The sequence below is a fragment of the Eubacterium sp. AM05-23 genome (assembly GCF_003477535.1).
GTDB classification, from domain to species: Bacteria; Bacillota; Clostridia; order Eubacteriales; family Eubacteriaceae; genus Eubacterium; species Eubacterium maltosivorans.
The window spans coordinates 1-18,954 of sequence record NZ_QUDF01000015.1 but is presented as its reverse complement, the minus strand read 5'-3'; the positions used below and the strand labels follow the sequence as shown (position 1 = coordinate 18,954).

Here is an 18,954-nt window from a genome sequence, read left to right as displayed (position 1 = left end):
CGCTTTCTGCCGTTTTTGTCAAGAAAAAAGCGCCAGAGAATGCTACTTTAAGGCCATGAGCTGCCAATCCAGCTTCTGCCCATGCTCGGCCGAGTCGGCGCTCACAAGCTCCAGCGTCAGGTATTCGGGCGATATTCTTTGTATCAGTGCATTTACTTCTGGGTGTGTGAAGGGCAGATGGGCGTCAATATTAAAAATATGCTCTGAACACTGACAAAAACGATCCCAGAACGACTCTTTTAAATCCGGCGGATTCTGGGCAATTTTCTGGACATAGGCCCCTGAGAGGGATTGCTGGAGGTGCATCCCACAGATATAATCGCAAAGCGGTCCGTGGGCGTCGAGCATTTTATTGATGTAGTCAATGCCTTCCTTTTCTGTCCTCAGCTCTAAATTGGTATGCAGTAAATGGCCGGTATCCAACATAATCCCCTTTTGAGCGGTATGTATTCCCCTCAGCAGCCGCTCCGTCATTTCCGGTCGGGTAAGAGTCAGGCCTGGCCACCAAAGATTTTCGACCAAGAATTTAAATGTGTAATTTTTACCGTCCAAAAGCGTGTTGATCACTTCACAGCTTGCGTCAATCACTGTCTCGTCACTATAATGAAAAACATTGTGATAAGTTTCTGTAAAACGGCAGTCCGAGACATGGAACACCACATACTCGGCATTCAGTGTCTGCGCTATGTCCAGTTCCTTTTCTAAGCGGTTGAGGATACTGGATTTATCCTTTCCCTCATAATATACCTCCCAATTTTCCGGCTTATCAAACTCCTGCAGCAAGGCATCTTCATCACTACGCCATAGATCCAGCCAATAAGGGAACATTCTCAGATGCACGCCCACAACATCCTCCTGAGGTATCTTCTCAGGAATACGCTCATTCCACAATACCTGAAGCTCCAGACCGTCCAGACCGCGGGATTTGTAAAAATCCTTCAAGGCCCCCCGATCTTCAAACCGATCCATATCATGGCTGAATACTGTCATATTAATCAATTTTTTCATCTTAGCAGCTCCGCTTTTCCCATATTTTCAAAATTTAAAAATGACTGACTTGTCTTTATCATAGCTTTCACGCTTTGTTTTGTCAATCTCCATAAAACTTTTCATACCTGTTACTGCTGCAAAAGCATTGACACCAGATTAAGAAGCCGTGATGCCTTTTCCCCTTTGGCGACAACATTGAACGCGCGTGCAAAAGCAGCGTCACCTGCATTGCCAGTCCGGCGGCTCGGTCCGGGATAACATGGTCATTGAATTCTGTGATCAATACAATATTGCTATGGTCATGACCGGACTCCGTTTGTTCCATTATTAAGTTTAAGGCCGGTCAGTGCCGCTTTTCCATAGTAATCTAAAAAGGTGCTTACGACGCGCATTCCTCTTTCAATTTTTCATGATCAGCGCTTTTTATGGCATCATCTACATAGTCTTTAGTGATGTCCACACCGACAACCTCATACCCTCTTCGGGCAAATTCCAACGAATGTCTCCCAAAGCCACAGGCCATGTCGAGGATTTTTTCTGTCCCATTCAATTTTAAGGTTTTTATAATAAACGCAACTTTATCGACGGTATTTTCTACCCACGACTGGTTTTTGATGTCCAGGCTCCATATTTCTTTATACCAGTTTTTTTCTGATGATTTTAAGGTCGAATTCACTTTTTCTCCTTTGTACATTATCATTTTACCTTCAAATTAATCATACTGTATAAACCAAGAGAATACTGGTCTTGTATTATGTTTTATGCTATTATTGTTCATTAATTAGTTACGGCTATTAATCGGAAGCACATCTAAAATACATTTTCAGATATTTTGCATCACTTTAAACTATCGAAGACTTCATCTCTGAGATTACCTGCACTTTGTCAACACAACAAATTCTTAAGGCTTCTCTTTTATTAAATTTTAATCATTGACACTTATTCAATTACTGTGCTATCCTATATGCGAGGTGATGAAATGCGAGTATCTAAGGACCCGGAGATCCGAAAACAGGAAATTCTGGATGTTGCCATGCGTGTTTTCGCAGAAAAAGGCTACGAGACCACAACAATGAAGGATATTGCTAAAGAGGCAGGTGTTGTAGCCGGCTTGTGCTATCACTATTTTCAAAACAAGCATGCGCTGTACCAGGAAGCCCTCACACAATACGCCAAGGCGTGCAGCAAGCCCTTTGCAGATGTTTTTAAACAGACCGGGCTGCCGTTAGCTGAGTGTATCAAAATACTGGAAACAACATCCGAAAACGAAGCAGAAAACTATAAATACCGCGACTTCTTCGATAAAGACGGCAATGAACTCTTTCATGCCCAGCTGGAAGTATATATGTCAAAAGAGATTTTTCCACATCTTGAAGCCTATATTAAAAGCCTGATGACGCGCGGAGAAATCGAAAAACAGGACGCACATATGCTGTCGCGCTTTATATGGGGCGGCCAGATGGCCGTCACTAACAATGCCGCCGGCTCTGTCAAAGAAAAAAATCTTTTTATACGGCAGATGCTCACCTTAATCTTAAAATAGCACCATAACCACACCCCGCCTTTACAGGCGGGTTAAAAATTATCCATTCATTGAATATTTGTCAATGAATCTAAATCAATGGAGGAATTATTATGAAAAATACTAAAAACACTAAGCAGACCACTATAGACTATTTTAACAGCACCGCGAAGGATTATGACCAAAGTCATGATGGAAAATTTGTCGAATGTATGTATGAGGATATCGTGAACCGCGTCCTTGATTTAAAGCCAAAAATAATTTTAGATCTGGGCTGTGGCAATGGCAATATCATTGCCCGCCTTCAAAAGCGTCTGAACGCCGATTATTATGGATTGGACATTTCAGAGGCCATGATCACTCAGGCCGAAAAACGGCTGCACGATGTTCATTTTATGGTGGGTGACGCCGAAAAAATGCCTTATGTGGCCGATAAGTTTGACGTGATTATCTGCAATGCTTCCTTTCACCACTACCCCCACCCAAAAGCGGTCATCTGTGAGATGCAGCGTGTTTTAAAAAAAGACGGGACCCTCATACTGGGCGATCCAACGACCCCTTTTAAAGTGTTGACTGGCTTTTTAAACAGCGCTATGGCCCACAGCAATTCCGGTGACCACCACATTTACCATAAATCTGAAATCATTGATCTTCTCAGCCAGGAAGGATTTCAGGTCTACGGATGGGCCAAGCCCAACTATAAATCCTTTGTTTTAAACGCAAGGCTTTCATAACGCGCCACCCATCCTCTCTGCCTCAGGGCATAATCTCCACATGGATGTAGCCACTGCTGTAATAGGGCAGAATATTCAGCCCGCCCCGGCAGCCAGATCTCCCACGCCCACCCCCGGGCAGTACAAATCCGCCGCGCAGCCCCGCTTGTGAAAGGACCAGCTGACACCCCCTACCTCCTCGTTGCGCGCCTCGCACCGCACGCCCGAGGTGATGATGACCGGCCGTCCAAAATAACAGCGCAGGGCTTCGATCTTTTCTAAAAGCTCCGGCTCCATGGCGCAGGGCCAGCCATCGCAGTAGCCCGGGCAGTCACAGCGGTACTCTGCTTTTTTCCTCAGAATTCCCTAATAATGCCATTTTTCAAGAGCGTCAAAAGCCTTTCTAACAATATTCTAACAAGCGGTCTCTTCTGCATCTTTCTTTTCATGGATCAAAGCGACAATCTTATTTAGAATTTCATTTTGAATCTTTTCTTCGACATGCGCATAGATATTCATGGTGGTATCAATACTTCCATGTTCCATATACTCCATAATCTCTCTTTCGTTCTCGCATTAATCATTAAGGAACAGCATGTATGTCTAAGATCGTATAAACGCATCTTACGAAAGCCATTTTTTTCAAGCGCTCTTTGAAAACTACTATTTAAAGCACCTTCATGGTAAGGCTCACCGTTTGGTTTGAGAAAAACAAAGTCATGCTCTTGCTTGTGATAACTGTTTCCATAATATTTTTCTTTTCTTTCTTGCTCAATTTTTACATTTTTTAATATTTCAATGGCCTCGTTTGATAACATAAAAGAGCGATAGCTGTAACTGGTTTTTAACGTTTTTTTATACACCATTTTTGAACGCACTTGTACAGCACTAAAATTAATCATCATTTTACCATGTTCCAAGTCAACCGATTGCCATCTTAATCCAAGTAATTCACTCGGCCTAAGACCGTAATTTATCGCAATATAGACCATTGGATAAAGGAAATTTGACCGTACAATTTCTAATACAGTGTTAACTTCACTTGCTCTTAAATAATCAAAACGGCTTTTCTGATTGTTTTTTACTTCGGTCGGAACAATGCACTTTGCTTTACTATACGGATTGTCTACTATTAACTCATTGTCCTCTGCTGCATGGAAAATATTACCAACCACTTTTCGAATATGACCTACCGTGCTTGATTTTTTTCCTTCTTTATAGAGATGCTGATAAAAGCTTTCCAAGTCTTTTTTAGTCATTTCATTTAATTTGAGTTTCAACGGCTTAAAATATTTGATAATATTGCTCCTAATAACATCTTTATAGCGCTCAGCCGTCACTTCAGCGTATCGAAAAGCATTATCATTAATCCATTGTTGCGCATAATCAACAAACAAAATGTCCGATGATGTATGCAGTGAAAGCTCTAATTCCTTACGCTTTTCTTCTAGCAATGGAGCAAGCTTATTCTTTTCGCGATCACTACCTGTTTTTACTGGAATACCTGTTTTTAACCACGGCTGTTTTCTCTTTCCATCACCATCCTTATAATCACATACTACATACCAGAAATTATTTTTCTTTTGCAGTGTTGCTTTTACTTTAAATTCTTGCTTTTTCATAACGATACTCCTATCGTCCCATCACTACAGATTCAGTATAACAGGATTAAATGTGTGAGACAATTATGCGTTGCTAGCTTTGGTATATTCGATCACCGCTGTTTTTTGAATAACCCAGTGTCCAGTTCGATCTTTTTTCGCCTTTATCTGGCCACTTTGTAACAGATTATAAGCTTTGTTTTTTCCTATTTTTAACATTTTAGCCAAATCTTGAACTAAAATAATATCATCATACTGATTAAACATTTTAGTACCACCTTTTATAGTGATTTGTTATCTATATTAGCCAATTGATATTATTGCCGGTTTGCCATACACCACCGGCGGGGCATTATCGGGATAAGGTTTTTGGTAAGAAAACCACGAAAGTAAAGGGAATTCACCTTTCTTCACTCCATATCACACAAAGTGCAGTACGTAACCGTCGCATTGCCCTTTCTCCAGCGTCATCGCGAAAAATCTACCACGATTTTTTTATAGACATGGTTCATCGGCAAGCGCCCATTCTAACGTCTCTCCATGCCGGATCAAGGGTTTTACCCAGATAATCTTCATTTAGTTTTCAAAGACCAAGAAAACAATTGCTTTCAATTTGAGAGCTTTGCTCGATTAAAATCTTTAAAACTCCCTCTATCTATATAAAGGAAAAAAAGGCGTTTTTTAGAATGAATTTTTTTTAACACATTGTTTTTTAAGTATTATTTAAGGTTTCTTGTTGCTCATTGTTTCCGAACGTCTGTTCTTATATTTTTATTTACACTTAATTTCAAAATAAGCAAATGCGCTATACGGAATATTACACTTGACATTTTTCAGATATCGTTATAATATAATATTGATAAAAACATTTGTTCGTTGTTTATGTAAACATAAGTTTTTCTAATTTTATGTTAAACACTGAATTTATGTCCCGATAAAAATTGATAAGTGAGGTCCTCAATAATGAACGTTTCTGACAATCAGCTCCCACCTAGTGCATCAGCGGGGAATCCTGATCACATTTATCTTTGCATTGATTTAAAATTATTTTATGCCTCGGTGGAATGTGTTGAACGTGGTCTTGACCCTTTGACGACCAACCTGGTTGTCGCTGATGTGACGCGTACTCAGAAAACAATCTGTCTGGCGGTCTCCCCTGCCTTGAAAACCTATGGCATTCCTGGCAGACCCCGCCTTTTCGAGGTTGAACAAAAGTTAAAAGGCATCAAATTGCGAACGGGCAGGGATATCCCTTATATTGCTGCACCTCCAAGAATGCAGCTTTACATTGATTACAGTGCCCGGATATACGCAGTATATCTTCAATATGTCTCTGAAGAGGATATCCATGTGTATAGTATCGACGAAGTTTTTATGGACATAACCCATTACCTTTCGGCCAATCGCAATAAAAACGGACGGCCCATTACCGCCCGTGAGCTTGCAAAGAGGATCATTCAGAACGTTTGGGCAGCTACGGGCATCACCGCTACCACTGGTATTGGAACCAACCTTTATCTGGCCAAAATCGCAATGGATATTGTGGCAAAGCATGTCAAAGCGGAGGCGGACGGCGTCCGGATTGCTGAGCTCAACGAAACCAATTATCGACAGCTTCTGTGGGATCACCGGCCACTCACAGATTTCTGGCGCATCGGGCGGGGCATTGCCAAAAGGCTTGAAAAAAACGGGCTTTATACCACGGGGGATGTGGCCAGAATGAGCTTGCAGGGCGCTGACACAAATGGGTATGGTGAGAATCTGCTTTTCAATGAATTTGGCATTGACGCGGAACTCCTCATTGATCATGCCTGGGGGATTGAGCCTTGTACCATGGCCGACATCAAGCATTATAAGCCCAGCACTCACTCTATTTCCTCCGGTCAGGTGCTTCCCCATGCCTATGATTTTGAAAAGGGACGGTTGATCGTCCAGGAAATGGTGGATCTGCTGGTGTACGATCTGATCGAAAAAAACCTGGTCACAGCCAGTATTACCCTGCATATCGGCTATGACAAAGATGGTCTGAAGGAATCTCATTACCGCGGAGGTGTTCACATTGATCATTTTGGCCGCGCAGTGCCGAAACCGGCGCACGGGACAGAAAGACTAACCGATACAGGCGGCCAGGCGCTTTACAGTCAATCAACCAAGAAAATTATGAACGCTGCCCTTAAGCTCTATGACCGGATCATTGACAAGAAGCTCATGCTGCGAAGAGTGTCTCTGACTTTCAATGATGTCGAAGTCGCTGTTGCCCGTAAAGTAATCTGCCGACAAGTCAGCATGTTCACAGAAGATGTCCTGGAAAAAGAGCAGGAAGATCAAGAGCAAAGGATACAGCAGGCATTATTTCGAATAAAGCAGAAATACGGAAACAACGCTGTTTTTAAGGGCATGAATCTACAGGAGGGCGCAACGACGATGGAACGCAACAATCAAATCGGCGGCCATAAGGCTTGAATGATCTTTCAGTACGATTTAAAGGAGGTTTTCTTAGATGGAAAACAATGATTTCAGTTACAAGGATATCATTGATCAGGTTCGCCCCATTTCGAAGCGGCACTCGCCTATGGCGAATGCGGACCGGGCAAAACAGTTCAGCCCTTTTGCCGCCCTGAAGGGCTACGAGGAGGCGCTCCAGTTAAAACAAAAAAGATACACGCCGCGAATCGAATTGACAGAGGATGCGAAAAGCCTCCTTGATCGGAAACTGCACATCCTGAATCAATGGCTGGAAAACGGGCAGAAGCCGATTGTGACAATCCGCTATTTTGTGCCAAAACCAGTGCGCAATCCTGGAAAAACGGTGGGCGAAAGTGACATAGAACTGGGGTCTTATCTGGAAATCAGCGGTGCAGCGGAAAAAATTAATTCAGAGACGCAGCGCATTCAAATATCCGGCGAATCGCTTGGCATCGACGATGTGGTTGATCTTCAAAAAGGTCCTTTAACGGGCACTTCTGAAAAAACAGTCTGTATTTTTGAGGATGACTGTGTTTGACCTATTTTAAAGGACGCTCACAAAATGCGAGCGTCCTTTTATCCATTAGTTTTTAATCATTTTTCTTAATTTCTGTAAAATTCTCTTCCGCTGTTTGTATATTGTGTCAATAGAAACACCCCGTCGGTTGGCGATCGCCTTCACTGTCTGATCTTCAAAATAAAGCGCTTTAATCAGAGCTGTTTCATCCTTATTTAACCGCGACAATGCTTTCCTGAGTTCTTCTAACAATAGACTTGTTTCGACAATTTTAGGTACATCCACTTCCTTAACACTGATCGCCTCTTTTTCCCGATGGGTTTGTTCTTTTAATGTCTCATAAGAAATCGCACGGTATTCTTCATCTAATGCTTTTAAATAATCCTGTCGCTCCTTATCGCGGTAAAAATCTTGATAATCTTGATGATCAACTTCCAGTAGAGCGCCCCCAACGGGTATAAACCACCTTTTTGAAAAAGCTTCTGGATCAAGTTCTTTCATTTTCTTTAATTCACCATAAGTCATTTGGCGATATTTTGAATGATCTTTTATATAACAGGCCGCTTCTGGACTAAATTCTCTTGGTTTTCGTTTCATGTTTTTTCCTCCAATCAATTTTTTAACAAACTGACTGGTGGTGGCTCTCGGATAAAAAAACACAAAAAAAGATAGAAAATGAAAGCTAAGTTGTAACTTTCATTTTCTATCTTTTTTGTTCGTAAGCTATTAATAAAAAATAGCCGAAAAATATTCACTTCCCATTTAATTTAATAGACAAAAATCATATATATGAACCTATTATCTTTTAAAGAGTACGATATATCATACTCTTTAGCTTTTTAAAAACTATATAATAATTTTAAAGAAGCTGCTGGAGGCACTTTTATGAATACTACTGATGCAGTAATCCAAAGAATTAATGACCTTTGCCAAGAACATGGAATTACATATCATACACTTTCCTATAAGGCAGCTATCCCAAAATCCACTTTAATGAGTATAGTTAAAAATAAAAGCACTCCTACCATTAAGTCAATTGCTAGAATTTGTCGTGGCTTTGAGATAAATGTAAAAGAATTTTTTAATTCAGAATTATTTGAGACTTGTGAAGAAGATGACGAACTGCTTTAATAGCACTACAATCTTTTAAACATTGCTATCAATAGATACTTTTTTCGATATCTATCTTCTATTTTATTAAGCAGTTACTTAATATCTTTAACTAAATAAAAAGTTTCAAGTGTGTTGAAGGAGAAGTCATGAATGTAATACTATGTGATGATGACCCTGGCTTTCTTAACGAGTTAAAAGACATACTCTTACCCATTTACAAAAATGAATACCCCTCAGCTAAAATAATACAGTTCTTTAATGGGAGCGATCTACTGTCGTGGTATGCACTTGAGGGCAATACCATTGATATTCTTTATATCGATGTAGAGATGCCTGGATTTAATGGAATTGATGTTTTAAAATCCCTTCGAAATAATGGTTGTAAATGTTATTCTATATTCATTTCTTCATATATCAGTTATGTTGAGACCGCTCTGGATTATGATATTGTTCATTATTTAGTGAAACCTCTAGATACAAAAAAGGTTAGCGATGTGACTAATAAAGTTATTTTAAAATACAAAAAACAACATAAATGTATAGAACTCTCTTCAAATAATAAGCATTCATTAATAGAAGTTCATTCAATCATTTATGTAGAATCAAATTTCAGATCCCTTATTTATCATACAACTCAGGGAAATTATACTGTTAATGGGAAGATATCCGATATTGAAAATAAGTTGATCCCTTATAATTTTCTTCGCACACATAAAAGCTATCTTGTAAACATGGATTATGTTTTAAACTACGAGGGCTACAAGTTTAATCTTTTAAATGGTATGACTGCAGATATCAGCCATACTAAACGCTCACTGATCATAAGAAAATACAAACAATATTTATATGATAAACTTATCAACTAACTAAGTTATAAGGCGGGTGATATAATAAACTGCATCACCCGCCTTATTTATTTTTCGTTAAATAAATAACCTGCCAAAGCAAAGAGAGCGATTATTAACAGCGATGTGCTAATTGAATATAAATATTGGTACAATGTAGTCCCTAAAACTAAAATCATAGAAATACATACATAAACCACTGATCTTAACCATAATTTTCGTCTCTTTCGACAAATCTCATCATCAGAGTAACTTACATTTTTATGTTCTACCGGAGCAATTTTCCATACAATAAAAAAATAAAGAATTTGGTAGATAATAGATAATATAGTATAGACATTGCTCGGCGTATATTTTATTGTCAAAATATAAATGCAAAAAACAAATACAGTTTTTATTGAACAATTTAATCTGTTTTTCGCATGATAACTGCCGATTAAACCACTTAATGAGATATAGCAAACAAAATATATAATTGTTTGATTCACAGATGAGGTTAATATACCAATACCTGACATTAATAAAAAATTTACCAAAAAGAAAATTATTTGCTCCATCCCAAACATAACGATTTGTTCATTTTCTGCTTTGATAAGTCTAAGTTCTTTGCACTTATGCGCAAATTTTACAGCTGCTTGTGTAATCATAGATCTTTAATTGAGAAATTTTCTTTGGCTTTTGGTAGTTCAGGTTGATATTTCCAAATTAAACACGTGTCACCTGTTTGCAATACAGTAAATATTAATGCCGATATCACGGCCATTCCTTTAAAAAAGATGTTATTAGCTACCTTTTTAAATTTTTCCTTTTTCATTAGATTGCTCCTCCTAACTATATATTTTACATCTTAAATATATAGCTTTATATTCCTTAAAGCAATATTCTTTGCACAAAAATAAAGTTTAGTGTAAAAATCATAAAGTTCCTTAAAGCAGAATCAGTGTATAATAGTATTAAAATGATATTTTTGTGGAGGTTCAAAAATGACCGTAGATATTATATGCTTATTAGTCAAAAACTATATTGAAATAATATTTTTAGATTCTGTCTTAATAAAAAAACCAATAAAAAAAAGATTATCTTTTACTTATATTTTTTACTCTTATCAGTATCTTTTACAGCGTTCATGTTTGAATATAATCCCAGTACTTTTTTAAGCACTTTTGTAAGCATTATTATAATGACATCATATTTATTGTTTTATAAAGATAGATGGCTCAAAAAAATTGTATATTTAGTGATTTTAATTGTACTTGTTGCGGTATCAGAGTTATTGTCTGGTTTAATTCTATTAATAATGGATATTTCAGTCGACACATTTGAGACAAGCCTTCTTTACGGCTTTATTCTCATTTCACTTACCAGCATTTTACTTTACTCGAATGTTTTACTGGTAAAAACAATAAGCAACAAGGATGTTGCAATTAAAACAAATATTTTGTTGCTATTTTATCCAATAAGCTCGATTTTAATTCTTTATGCACTTTATTGTATTGTGATGTTTAATCTAGGTAATGAAATTAAATACGTGATCTTTTTCGTAGTCGCCTTATTAGTGCTGTTATCAAATTTATTTTTAGTATACTTAATTACCTATCTTGTAAAAAGTAAAACAGACAAACTGCTTTTGGAATATTATGAAAAATGCGAATCGCTTGAAAAAGCTCATGTAAAAGAACTCGATCAATCAAAACAAGAAATAAAACAAATAAATCATGATCTTAAATCACACTTTTTACATTTATTAGGCCTAATCAATGCACAAAATTACGATGGCTGCCGTATTTATGTTATGAAGTTCCTTGATCTTTCTAAGCGAATTGATTATCTATTCTCAACTGGTTACGATGGCCTTGATGCCGTTTTGTCATCAAAAGCTATCATGTCAAAGTCAAAGCATATTTTTTTAAAAACAGTAATTACGATGCCAACGCGAGAAAATTTAAAAATAAATGAAGCGGATATTTCTATCATATGTGCAAATATCCTTGATAATGCAATTGAAGCCACTGAACAATGTCCTATAAATGATCGTATTATTGATTTTCAAATATGTTATGATGGCAATCTTTCTTTTCTTAGAATCTGCTGTCAAAATCCAACAATAAATACTTCATCCTCTTACGAAACCACTAAAAAAGATAAAGAAAATCATGGTTATGGTTTGATGATTATTAAAAATATTGCGGAGAAATGGGATGGAATAGTACAATATGAAACTAAAGATGGTATTTTTTCTATTACTGTATCTTTACATAACGAGTAATACTCATGAACAGATAAACTACAATAAGTTTCACAAAATGAGACGAACATGATCCCATATCGTTTGTTAGAATAAGTTAGCGTAATCAATCAATAGGAGGCACTAATCATATCTGACATTATAATTCCATTAAACCATAAACTAATCTATACTAAATTAAAATATCTTGTCCGCAACAGTGTCGATGAAACGTTAAATGCATCACGATCAAACTATGATCATAGAAACTTTCATATTATTGCAGGTAAATTAAGTCTAAACGTGCCAAAACTCAAAAGTATCTCCCTTTGATGCGGCCATTACCCAACTTTACCGACGAAGTAAATGTTCCATGAAAAAACTTTCATTAAAATGATTCTGGATTTGCGTAATATTTTTGACACAACCCACATAAGCGTAAAACCAAACAAATATTTTTTGTATTCTGCTTTCTAAATCAAATTGATTTATGTTTTTTATTGCATAGTTTCTAATTTAATAAATAACTTTAGTACCAACTATATAATTTCATTGATACCCAAACTGGTCCATTACTGTAGTATTCGAGCCAAACAGCTTCTCCATCATAAATAGAGATATAATCAGTTTTATGATATTGAGAGTCACAAGGATACGATTTTTGGAAAAACTTTCCTGAACTTGTTCCCATCAACGCAATAGTAGGACTCCATGATTGTCCTCCATATGGTTCTGCCATTATTTCCAGAGCCATATAATTCCCATACATAGTCTCAGAAGCGCCAATATTCCAAGTGTCTAACAAGATCGTTCCATCTTTATAACTTCGTGCGGTTCTTGTATTAGATGGGATTTGAATTGTATTTTTTCCAGGCTGCATATAAACTTCATAAGTTTCAGTCATTATACCTGTATTTTGGTCAAATGAAATGTTTGATCTTTCATTTTCATTTAAGGCTCGAACCGTTTCTTTTGAATAATTAGTATTTTGAGTTTCTTTAACAGATAATGATTCTTGTGCAAATGCTAAAGAAGGTGAAAACAATACGCCAATTGCCAAAACTGAGATCATAATTTTCTTTAATAATTTACTCATTATCTTCTCCTTTTAATTTAAAAAACACTTTTTCATAAAAATTTCTTCTACTTATTAGTGAACAAGGGGAGCACCTCCTTTTAATGATGAGAAAACTTATTTTTAGTTTTCTCTAATATCAGGATACAACCACTATTAAATTTTTGCAATATATAAAACATCAACGCATTATTTTCAGTAATAAACAAAAATCAATATTTATTTTTTCAATAACCTTAATTTATTGAAAAACAACTTTTGAATGATCAATTTATAAACTTAAAGAAAACACAAGTCGTTAGTTTTAGTTCAACTGAATCTTCAATTTTCCTGTTTAATAAAAAAAACCAAGAATTTACATAATTCAACTAAGATTCTTTAGTTCTCTAAAATCAATAAATACATTATTAGTATTTACGGTACATTTCACTAGTATTTCAATAGCACAATTCTAAATCCCATTAAATCATTTGCTTGATTGATTCCCTGTCGTGAATTCGCAAAGTAAAAGGAAGGATTGTCATAGTTCCCTCCATAAGAACAGATACCGTTCTCCATTTTAACATATTCCTGCAAATTTCCTGCGATATCATATATATTTAAAGCCATATTTCTACTAGTTGCTCCAGTAGACAAAATCATATTATTTTTTTTCTTCATAATATTATTTCCAAACTCGTAAGTTTTGCCATGATCCTGAGAAAAATATCCCGTAAACTCAAAATAGGTATTCGAATAGTTTCCAAAGTCAGCACTATTTTGGTTAACATCATAACCATGACTTTTCAGCCATTGCATTGTCATATTCCAACATGATTCTGGAATTAGCTCTGTATATACTTCTTCATTGTTATACATTTTTTTAGCATTTAATTCGGCTAAATCCGCTGCTATATAGTTCCATGGTATCTCTTCTTTTTTACTAACAGGAATTCCGCCAATATCATTTGTCTCTTTTGAAAAAATAGTGGTATTTTTGGAGATATCCTCAGGAAGTCCAGCTTCATAACGAGATATATAAAATCCACCATAATTTTCAATTTGCTTTTTTATATTCTCCTCAAGAAATATCTGCTCATTTTCATAAATATGGATATCATCCACTTTGACATTAATATTATCTACCGGAACCCATACAAACTGATTTCCATTCTTTTCATCTTCAATAACTAATCCTTCATTCCAATTAATGCATACATTATTCTCCCAAGACCACTCAGCATTATTTTCATTCACACTTTTAAAGCCTGTTGGAATATATGGAGCTTTATATGAATTATTTATTTGTCCTTTATTCCAAACACAATATACCAGAATTATAATAGCTATTAGTAAAACAAGAACAAGAATAAATCTTTTTTTTCTACATTGATTTCTCACTTTATACCTCCTAACAAATCGAACAGTTTAATATTTTTTGTCATAATAATACTTTAGCCCTCTAAAAAGCAAAAACATAATAATGCCTCATCAATTATTTCTCATCAGCTAAAGACATTCTGTTATTCCTATATTTTACATATTTTTAAAATATGTGCAAATGCCTATTTAAGAAAATATTTTATACGTTATCTTATCTTTTTATCAGCTTTTGAAGATAAATTCCGAATATAGCCATAATCATATTCAAATTCCGCAGCAATTTCAACCAGACTTTTACCCAAATAACGATGTGCATAAAAAACTTTTCTTTCTATACTCTTCATATTTGCAATAGCATTTTCTATTGTTTTTTTTGTCTTATATAATAAATGAATAATACGATCTTTTTCCTCTATTTGTTTATTAAGACAATAAATTTCTTTTTCTAATTTTTTCCATTCATCACTCTGCTGATAAGAAATAACTTTCTTTTTTTCTAGTAACCTCTCTTTTCTTTTAACATAACGGTCTTTTTCTAATTGTTCAATTGTTAATTCTTGATTTATATCAAATACATTGATATGTCTATCAACTTTTTCTTGCTGCACATTTTTCCTCCCATTTTCAAAGATGTACCAAAACAATTTATTTTTTGCTAATATACATCTAGATAAAAAAGAATTATTGTATATATTTAATATACTTAAATGCAAATTTTTCATGTTTTTATTTGTCTGTTCTTAACATAAGATTAAATTTTATTTCATTATTTGTATTCACATCAGGTGTATAGCTAATCCCTTCTATTTTATCAATCGACGAAGTGTTCTTTTGAGCATTTTCGATCAATACTTTTAACTTTTCATCTTGATATTGTGGTATAACTGGCTTAATCAAATAACTTACAACATTCTCAATGTATTCTGTGCGTTCATCTTCAAATTTCGCTAATCCTTTATACGTGATATGAAAGATCACTATTCCTTCTTTCTCCCCTTCATCATTAAGATAAATGCCATCGTTATCAGACAACGTTACGATGGTAGACTTTATTCCGGATACATTCAAGATATTTTCATAAGCTGTTTGAGAGCTTGAACTGTCTATTGGTTCCCAACTTGTATAATTTTCAGTTGCTGCATAAAGCTTATTATATAACTCAATATATATATCGGATGAAGTTTTGAGATTAGTTTCTATGTTTTTCTTTTCATTCTCTATTTCTTTCGTAATAGAAGTATCTGAATGAATTTGACTTAATACTCCCCATGAGAGGGCCCCAAAGAAAAGAAGTATCAATAATAATACAACAGAAAGACATAAAAAAACAAATTTTTGGCTCTTTTTCATGATTTGACTCCTATATTTAAATATCAAAAGCAGTAAATAATTCAAGAGAGAAGGAGTTAGGGCTCCTTCTCTAAAATTAAATTAAATAATCTGTTGTAATCCAAACATCAAAATTCCCCGGCGTTAGACCCATTCCTGGTACCTTTGATGTATACCTAAAATAGTAAACTTCACCATAGACAACGCTGAAATGTACCTCACTTGTTCCACCATTCGATACAGAAATAGAACCTAATGTTTCTCCTGTACTGGCCTAATTCTAATTCTCCAACCCCACTTGTGTTATTTGAAAAGTAATCAGCATGAACACGCATACTTGTTGCTAAAACTCTAAATCCACGTCCACTACCACTTGTAAATTGTTTTAAACTACCTAAATAAGTATAAGTGTCACCGTCACGAATATTTCTGGTCGCTGCCTCAACAAAAGTAGGATTACTTAACACACTGCTAACAGCTGGATATTGACCTGAATAAGCTACTTTATCTAAATCCTAATTATCAACACTATATTCATGAAATTGATCATAAGTCCAATTATCGGGAATTCTGTAACCCATATTACCGCTATAACCTGTAGACATGTCACTAACAAAGGAAGTTATTGCATAATGATTACTGATTACTGCTCGACTCGTTGCTCTAGTTCCATAAACACCAATTTTATAGGGTGATCCTAATATCCTAATGAATCCATCTTGTCCTTCAATGCCTCAAAATATGGTAAAACAGTACTATCAATCATATCTTCTGTAGCATCAAAATCGACTGCGAAGAATATAACATTACCGCTTGGAATTCCGTGAACATTCGCTTGATGAACTGCAGTTTCCGCATCACGCCTTCCATTCTGTTCCGTAAAGTATTCTAATGCCGCTTCAATGCTGCCGGGAGATTCCTGAAATATCGAAAAAAACTGAACTCCTGCCGATAAGATTCTTTGCGGCTCGCCCATTCTAAGTTCTTTAAAATCTCCGCCAGTGAGATATCTCCCTACAATTTGGTGACCTTGTGAAAGAATATACTGTAATCGCCCTGTTGTCATCTCAAAACGTGTATCACAGGCTAAACTACCTCGATCTGGATTTCCTTTACTTAATAATAAAGACATCCAGGTATTGACATCTACTGTGCCTGTTTCTGGTAAAGCTAAATCACTTTGAAATTCGGTAATTTTGGCTGCTAATGCTGAATCCCAAGTTGAACTCAGTATGTTGACATCATAACCATTGCATACCAACGCATAGCGTGCAAGAAATACTGCTTCACTATTAACCGAAGATGGTAGTAAAATATGAATTAAATTTGTTTTCGTTCCATCTCCAAAATTCCCAGTCGCATCTTCAACGCTATATCCTTCAATAGCTTGGAGAACTTTAATCATCGAGTCATTCATTTTGCGTCCATAAAGACCATCGCAAGGCGATAATCCAATATAATCTTCATATTTTGAATTTAACGTCCGTTGTATTGCCGCAATTTGTACCGTACCACCATAGTCACTCAATACCTTAAATTGATCCATTGATAATAGCGCTTTCATAACGTTTAAAGTAACTGTACCATTTGTCGCATTAATTCCAGCATCTTCTTTTAATTCCATCACACCAGCAGCAGTTCCAGATCTGAAAAATTTGGTAATTTCACTGGCTCCCGTAGAATATCCTTTACACCATAACCCACACTGAATAATTCCATATACATTATTCATTGTATTATCATTATCTTCTTGTGGTACAACTCCATTTGGATATCTTTGTTTAAATTTTGAAATTGTCCCATCACCAAAGTTATCTGCAGTCTCCTGTATTCCTAATTCAATCTGTAAAGCTCTTATCAAACCATTTATCGTTCCCCAGCCAGTTTGTCCATCCTCAGTTACTGTTGGAAATCGATCTTAACCATAGCTTCCATAATTTGAATTCAACCACATTTGTGATTTTTTTACCATTGCATCCATTTTAACAACTACCTTCCTAAATTTTTTCCAAAAGTCTTTTTAAAATATTTTATGTGCTAGCACACTTTAATATTACCCCGTTTATAGAGCACATTCAAGCATTTTACCCTATTTTTATATCAAAATGTATTCAACGCAAATAATTATGTAACTAAGTTCCAATTAAACTTCGCTATAATCTATCCATATAGTTCAGTAATATAAACATAAAATAAAAAGCTGACACCTTGAATTTGTCAGCCCAGTTTATGATCAATTATTAATATTATCATACTTAGGCTAACTGAAAAAACATGTGACAATCTGTGTACAGCATGTTATTAAAAATCATGCTATGATAAAAGTGTCAGTTGAAGAGCCTGCTTTATCTGGAGGTGATCATGTGTCTGAGTTTCAGACCATCATAACAATTGTGGGAATCCTCACAAGTATAGCCTTCGGATTTGTTATTTATCGCGATAATGTTAAAAATGAAGGAAAACAGATGGGTGCTTTAAAAAACGATATAAAGCATTTAAATGAACAAGTCATTTCTAATCAAAATGAAATAAGAGAATTAGATAAGAAAATACAAAAAACGACAGAGCAATTGACACGTTTTGAAGAACGGATTAAGTAGGCTCTCTGTCATAATAATGAGGTGATGTTTATTTGAAATGGAAAAACCGCTTAAAAAACAAAGCGTTTTGGGCTGCATGTGTGGGTTTGGTAGTCTTAATATTGCAGTATATACAAAATTATTTAACCTTTGATCTAAATATTTCTGTGATAGAGAAAATATTAACAGCCATTGTTTTATGTGCTCTTACATTGGGGATTTTGATTGATCCCACAACACCGGGAGTTAAAGATTCTGATAACGATAAAGGTGGAGGTGAAAAATAATGGAGATGACCTTGACACAGGTTCAGGAAAGCCTTAAGCTCTGCAATTATGCCCCGGGGACGGTTGATGGCCTTGATGGACCCGAAACCCAGGCGGCGGTGAGGCGGGCCCAGGAAGGCTATGGCATTGAGATTGACGGCATTGCCGGTCCGGTGACAAAAGACCACCTGTCCGGGCAGGTATGCGGCATACAGGCGCAGTTAAACGCAAAAGGCTGCGGCTGCCCAGTCGATGGCCTTCCAGGCCCCTTAACCGATGCAGCCGTCAAAGCACTGCAGGCCGATTTTGGACTCGTCGCTGACGGCATCGTCGGCTATAACACTGAAGCCGC

22 protein-coding genes and 2 pseudogenes are annotated in these 18,954 nt (G+C 36.1%); 11 read left to right on the top strand and 13 right to left on the bottom strand.

What is annotated here, in order from left to right; all coding sequences use genetic code 11:
• Window positions 1-42 precede the first annotated feature (42 nt).
• The gene (locus tag DW091_RS17220; protein ID WP_118518790.1) at window positions 43-1,008 is read right to left on the bottom strand and encodes a TIM barrel protein; all 966 of its coding nucleotides are present in this window, start codon (window positions 1,006-1,008) and stop codon (window positions 43-45) included.
• Between the two features lie 158 nt (window positions 1,009-1,166).
• Between DW091_RS17220 and DW091_RS20405 the strand changes: the two are divergent.
• Window positions 1,167-1,321: pseudogene (locus DW091_RS20405) on the top strand (phosphoribosylaminoimidazolecarboxamide formyltransferase); the annotation flags it as partial.
• Between the two features lie 48 nt (window positions 1,322-1,369).
• Here the strand turns inward: DW091_RS20405 and DW091_RS17210 are convergent.
• Entirely contained in the window at window positions 1,370-1,666 is a 297-nt protein-coding gene (locus tag DW091_RS17210) for a class I SAM-dependent methyltransferase (protein ID WP_224168835.1), read from the bottom strand.
• A 303-nt stretch (window positions 1,667-1,969) separates the two neighbouring features.
• Between DW091_RS17210 and DW091_RS17205 the strand changes: the two genes are divergently transcribed.
• Window positions 1,970-2,533 (top strand): TetR/AcrR family transcriptional regulator, encoded by a 564-nt coding sequence (locus DW091_RS17205; RefSeq protein ID WP_074616046.1) that lies wholly within the window; start codon window positions 1,970-1,972, stop codon window positions 2,531-2,533.
• A 92-nt stretch (window positions 2,534-2,625) separates the two neighbouring features.
• Window positions 2,626-3,246: a class I SAM-dependent methyltransferase gene (locus DW091_RS17200; RefSeq protein WP_118518788.1), complete on the top strand. Its 621-nt coding sequence runs from the start codon at window positions 2,626-2,628 to the stop codon at window positions 3,244-3,246.
• Window positions 3,247-3,268: 22 nt separating this feature from the next.
• On the opposite strand, the pseudogene DW091_RS17195 reads toward DW091_RS17200, so the two are convergent.
• The 3 genes and pseudogenes from DW091_RS17195 to DW091_RS17185 form a co-directional block, all read right to left on the bottom strand.
• Window positions 3,269-3,570 (bottom strand): annotated as a pseudogene (locus DW091_RS17195) (D-Ala-D-Ala carboxypeptidase family metallohydrolase); the annotation flags it as partial.
• Window positions 3,571-3,740: 170 nt separating this feature from the next.
• Window positions 3,741-4,847 carry a site-specific integrase gene (locus DW091_RS17190; RefSeq protein WP_118518787.1) on the bottom strand — a complete coding sequence of 369 codons (1,107 nt, stop codon included), beginning with the start codon at window positions 4,845-4,847 and terminating at the stop codon, window positions 3,741-3,743.
• A gap of 63 nt (window positions 4,848-4,910) precedes the next feature.
• Window positions 4,911-5,093 carry a helix-turn-helix domain-containing protein gene (locus DW091_RS17185; RefSeq protein WP_118518786.1) on the bottom strand — a complete coding sequence of 61 codons (183 nt, stop codon included), beginning with the start codon at window positions 5,091-5,093 and terminating at the stop codon, window positions 4,911-4,913.
• A gap of 696 nt (window positions 5,094-5,789) precedes the next feature.
• On the opposite strand from DW091_RS17185, the gene DW091_RS17180 reads away from it, so the two are divergent.
• On the top strand, window positions 5,790-7,289 hold the full coding sequence (locus DW091_RS17180) for a DNA methylase (protein WP_118518785.1): 1,500 nt from the start codon (window positions 5,790-5,792) through the stop codon (window positions 7,287-7,289).
• 37 nt (window positions 7,290-7,326) lie between these two features.
• Window positions 7,327-7,830, top strand: a complete 504-nt coding sequence (locus DW091_RS17175; RefSeq protein ID WP_118518784.1) for a hypothetical protein — start codon at window positions 7,327-7,329, stop codon at window positions 7,828-7,830.
• Between the two features lie 45 nt (window positions 7,831-7,875).
• Here DW091_RS17175 and DW091_RS17170 read toward each other — a convergent pair whose 3' ends face one another.
• Window positions 7,876-8,406 carry a sigma-70 family RNA polymerase sigma factor gene (locus DW091_RS17170; protein ID WP_118518783.1) on the bottom strand — a complete coding sequence of 177 codons (531 nt, stop codon included), beginning with the start codon at window positions 8,404-8,406 and terminating at the stop codon, window positions 7,876-7,878.
• Between the two features lie 288 nt (window positions 8,407-8,694).
• Here DW091_RS17170 and DW091_RS17165 point away from each other — a divergent pair, with 288 nt between their 5' ends.
• The gene (locus tag DW091_RS17165) at window positions 8,695-8,940 is read left to right on the top strand and encodes a helix-turn-helix transcriptional regulator (RefSeq protein ID WP_118518782.1); all 246 of its coding nucleotides are present in this window, start codon (window positions 8,695-8,697) and stop codon (window positions 8,938-8,940) included.
• A 128-nt stretch (window positions 8,941-9,068) separates the two neighbouring features.
• Window positions 9,069-9,788 carry a LytTR family DNA-binding domain-containing protein gene (locus DW091_RS17160; protein ID WP_118518781.1) on the top strand — a complete coding sequence of 240 codons (720 nt, stop codon included), beginning with the start codon at window positions 9,069-9,071 and terminating at the stop codon, window positions 9,786-9,788.
• 47 nt (window positions 9,789-9,835) lie between these two features.
• Here DW091_RS17160 and DW091_RS17155 read toward each other — a convergent pair whose 3' ends face one another.
• Both DW091_RS17155 and DW091_RS20205 read right to left on the bottom strand, forming a co-directional pair.
• Window positions 9,836-10,414: an accessory gene regulator B family protein gene (locus DW091_RS17155; RefSeq protein ID WP_118518780.1), complete on the bottom strand. Its 579-nt coding sequence runs from the start codon at window positions 10,412-10,414 to the stop codon at window positions 9,836-9,838.
• On the bottom strand, window positions 10,411-10,581 hold the full coding sequence (locus DW091_RS20205) for a hypothetical protein (RefSeq protein WP_158577930.1): 171 nt from the start codon (window positions 10,579-10,581) through the stop codon (window positions 10,411-10,413). Before DW091_RS20205 ends, DW091_RS17155 begins: the two co-directional genes overlap by 4 nt.
• Window positions 10,582-11,004: 423 nt before the next feature.
• On the opposite strand from DW091_RS20205, the gene DW091_RS17150 reads away from it, so the two are divergent.
• Window positions 11,005-12,033 (top strand): GHKL domain-containing protein, encoded by a 1,029-nt coding sequence (locus DW091_RS17150; RefSeq protein ID WP_158577929.1) that lies wholly within the window; start codon window positions 11,005-11,007, stop codon window positions 12,031-12,033.
• 487 nt (window positions 12,034-12,520) lie between these two features.
• Here DW091_RS17150 and DW091_RS17145 read toward each other — a convergent pair whose 3' ends face one another.
• The 5 genes from DW091_RS17145 to DW091_RS20755 form a co-directional block, all read right to left on the bottom strand.
• Entirely contained in the window at window positions 12,521-13,087 is a 567-nt protein-coding gene (locus DW091_RS17145) for a hypothetical protein (RefSeq protein ID WP_118518778.1), read from the bottom strand.
• A gap of 408 nt (window positions 13,088-13,495) precedes the next feature.
• Window positions 13,496-14,446: a hypothetical protein gene (locus DW091_RS17140; protein WP_118518777.1), complete on the bottom strand. Its 951-nt coding sequence runs from the start codon at window positions 14,444-14,446 to the stop codon at window positions 13,496-13,498.
• A gap of 188 nt (window positions 14,447-14,634) precedes the next feature.
• On the bottom strand, window positions 14,635-15,036 hold the full coding sequence (locus DW091_RS17135; RefSeq protein WP_118518776.1) for a hypothetical protein: 402 nt from the start codon (window positions 15,034-15,036) through the stop codon (window positions 14,635-14,637).
• A 118-nt stretch (window positions 15,037-15,154) separates the two neighbouring features.
• Entirely contained in the window at window positions 15,155-15,778 is a 624-nt protein-coding gene (locus tag DW091_RS17130; RefSeq protein WP_118518775.1) for a hypothetical protein, read from the bottom strand.
• Window positions 15,779-16,454: 676 nt separating this feature from the next.
• The gene (locus tag DW091_RS20755) at window positions 16,455-17,618 is read right to left on the bottom strand and encodes a glycoside hydrolase domain-containing protein (protein ID WP_118518774.1); all 1,164 of its coding nucleotides are present in this window, start codon (window positions 17,616-17,618) and stop codon (window positions 16,455-16,457) included.
• Window positions 17,619-18,072: 454 nt separating this feature from the next.
• Between DW091_RS20755 and DW091_RS17120 the strand changes: the two genes are divergently transcribed.
• The 3 genes from DW091_RS17120 to DW091_RS17110 all read left to right on the top strand — a co-directional run.
• Window positions 18,073-18,357, top strand: a complete 285-nt coding sequence (locus DW091_RS17120; protein WP_158577928.1) for a hypothetical protein — start codon at window positions 18,073-18,075, stop codon at window positions 18,355-18,357.
• A 32-nt stretch (window positions 18,358-18,389) separates the two neighbouring features.
• A complete protein-coding gene (locus DW091_RS17115; RefSeq protein WP_118518772.1) occupies window positions 18,390-18,623 on the top strand; it encodes a phage holin in 234 nt (77 codons plus the stop codon).
• Window positions 18,623-18,954, top strand: a 332-nt coding sequence (locus tag DW091_RS17110) for a peptidoglycan-binding protein (protein WP_147365303.1), incomplete at its 3' end; no start/stop codon positions are given. The genes DW091_RS17115 and DW091_RS17110, both read left to right, overlap by 1 nt.

Coding starts and splice junctions, on each gene's coding strand:
- DW091_RS17190 (WP_118518787.1), bottom strand. CDS start 4,847: ATGAAAAAGCAAGAATTTAAAGTAAAAGCAACACTGCAAAAGAAAAAT.
- DW091_RS17180 (WP_118518785.1), top strand. CDS start 5,790: ATGAACGTTTCTGACAATCAGCTCCCACCTAGTGCATCAGCGGGGAAT.
- DW091_RS17160 (WP_118518781.1), top strand. CDS start 9,069: ATGAATGTAATACTATGTGATGATGACCCTGGCTTTCTTAACGAGTTA.
- DW091_RS17145 (WP_118518778.1), bottom strand. CDS start 13,087: ATGAGTAAATTATTAAAGAAAATTATGATCTCAGTTTTGGCAATTGGC.
- DW091_RS17205 (WP_074616046.1), top strand. CDS start 1,970: ATGCGAGTATCTAAGGACCCGGAGATCCGAAAACAGGAAATTCTGGAT.
- DW091_RS17170 (WP_118518783.1), bottom strand. CDS start 8,406: ATGAAACGAAAACCAAGAGAATTTAGTCCAGAAGCGGCCTGTTATATA.
- DW091_RS20205 (WP_158577930.1), bottom strand. CDS start 10,581: ATGAAAAAGGAAAAATTTAAAAAGGTAGCTAATAACATCTTTTTTAAA.
- DW091_RS17165 (WP_118518782.1), top strand. CDS start 8,695: ATGAATACTACTGATGCAGTAATCCAAAGAATTAATGACCTTTGCCAA.
- DW091_RS17200 (WP_118518788.1), top strand. CDS start 2,626: ATGAAAAATACTAAAAACACTAAGCAGACCACTATAGACTATTTTAAC.
- DW091_RS17120 (WP_158577928.1), top strand. CDS start 18,073: ATGATAAAAGTGTCAGTTGAAGAGCCTGCTTTATCTGGAGGTGATCAT.
- DW091_RS17175 (WP_118518784.1), top strand. CDS start 7,327: ATGGAAAACAATGATTTCAGTTACAAGGATATCATTGATCAGGTTCGC.
- DW091_RS17130 (WP_118518775.1), bottom strand. CDS start 15,778: ATGAAAAAGAGCCAAAAATTTGTTTTTTTATGTCTTTCTGTTGTATTA.
- DW091_RS17155 (WP_118518780.1), bottom strand. CDS start 10,414: ATGATTACACAAGCAGCTGTAAAATTTGCGCATAAGTGCAAAGAACTT.
- DW091_RS17185 (WP_118518786.1), bottom strand. CDS start 5,093: ATGTTTAATCAGTATGATGATATTATTTTAGTTCAAGATTTGGCTAAA.
- DW091_RS17220 (WP_118518790.1), bottom strand. CDS start 1,008: ATGAAAAAATTGATTAATATGACAGTATTCAGCCATGATATGGATCGG.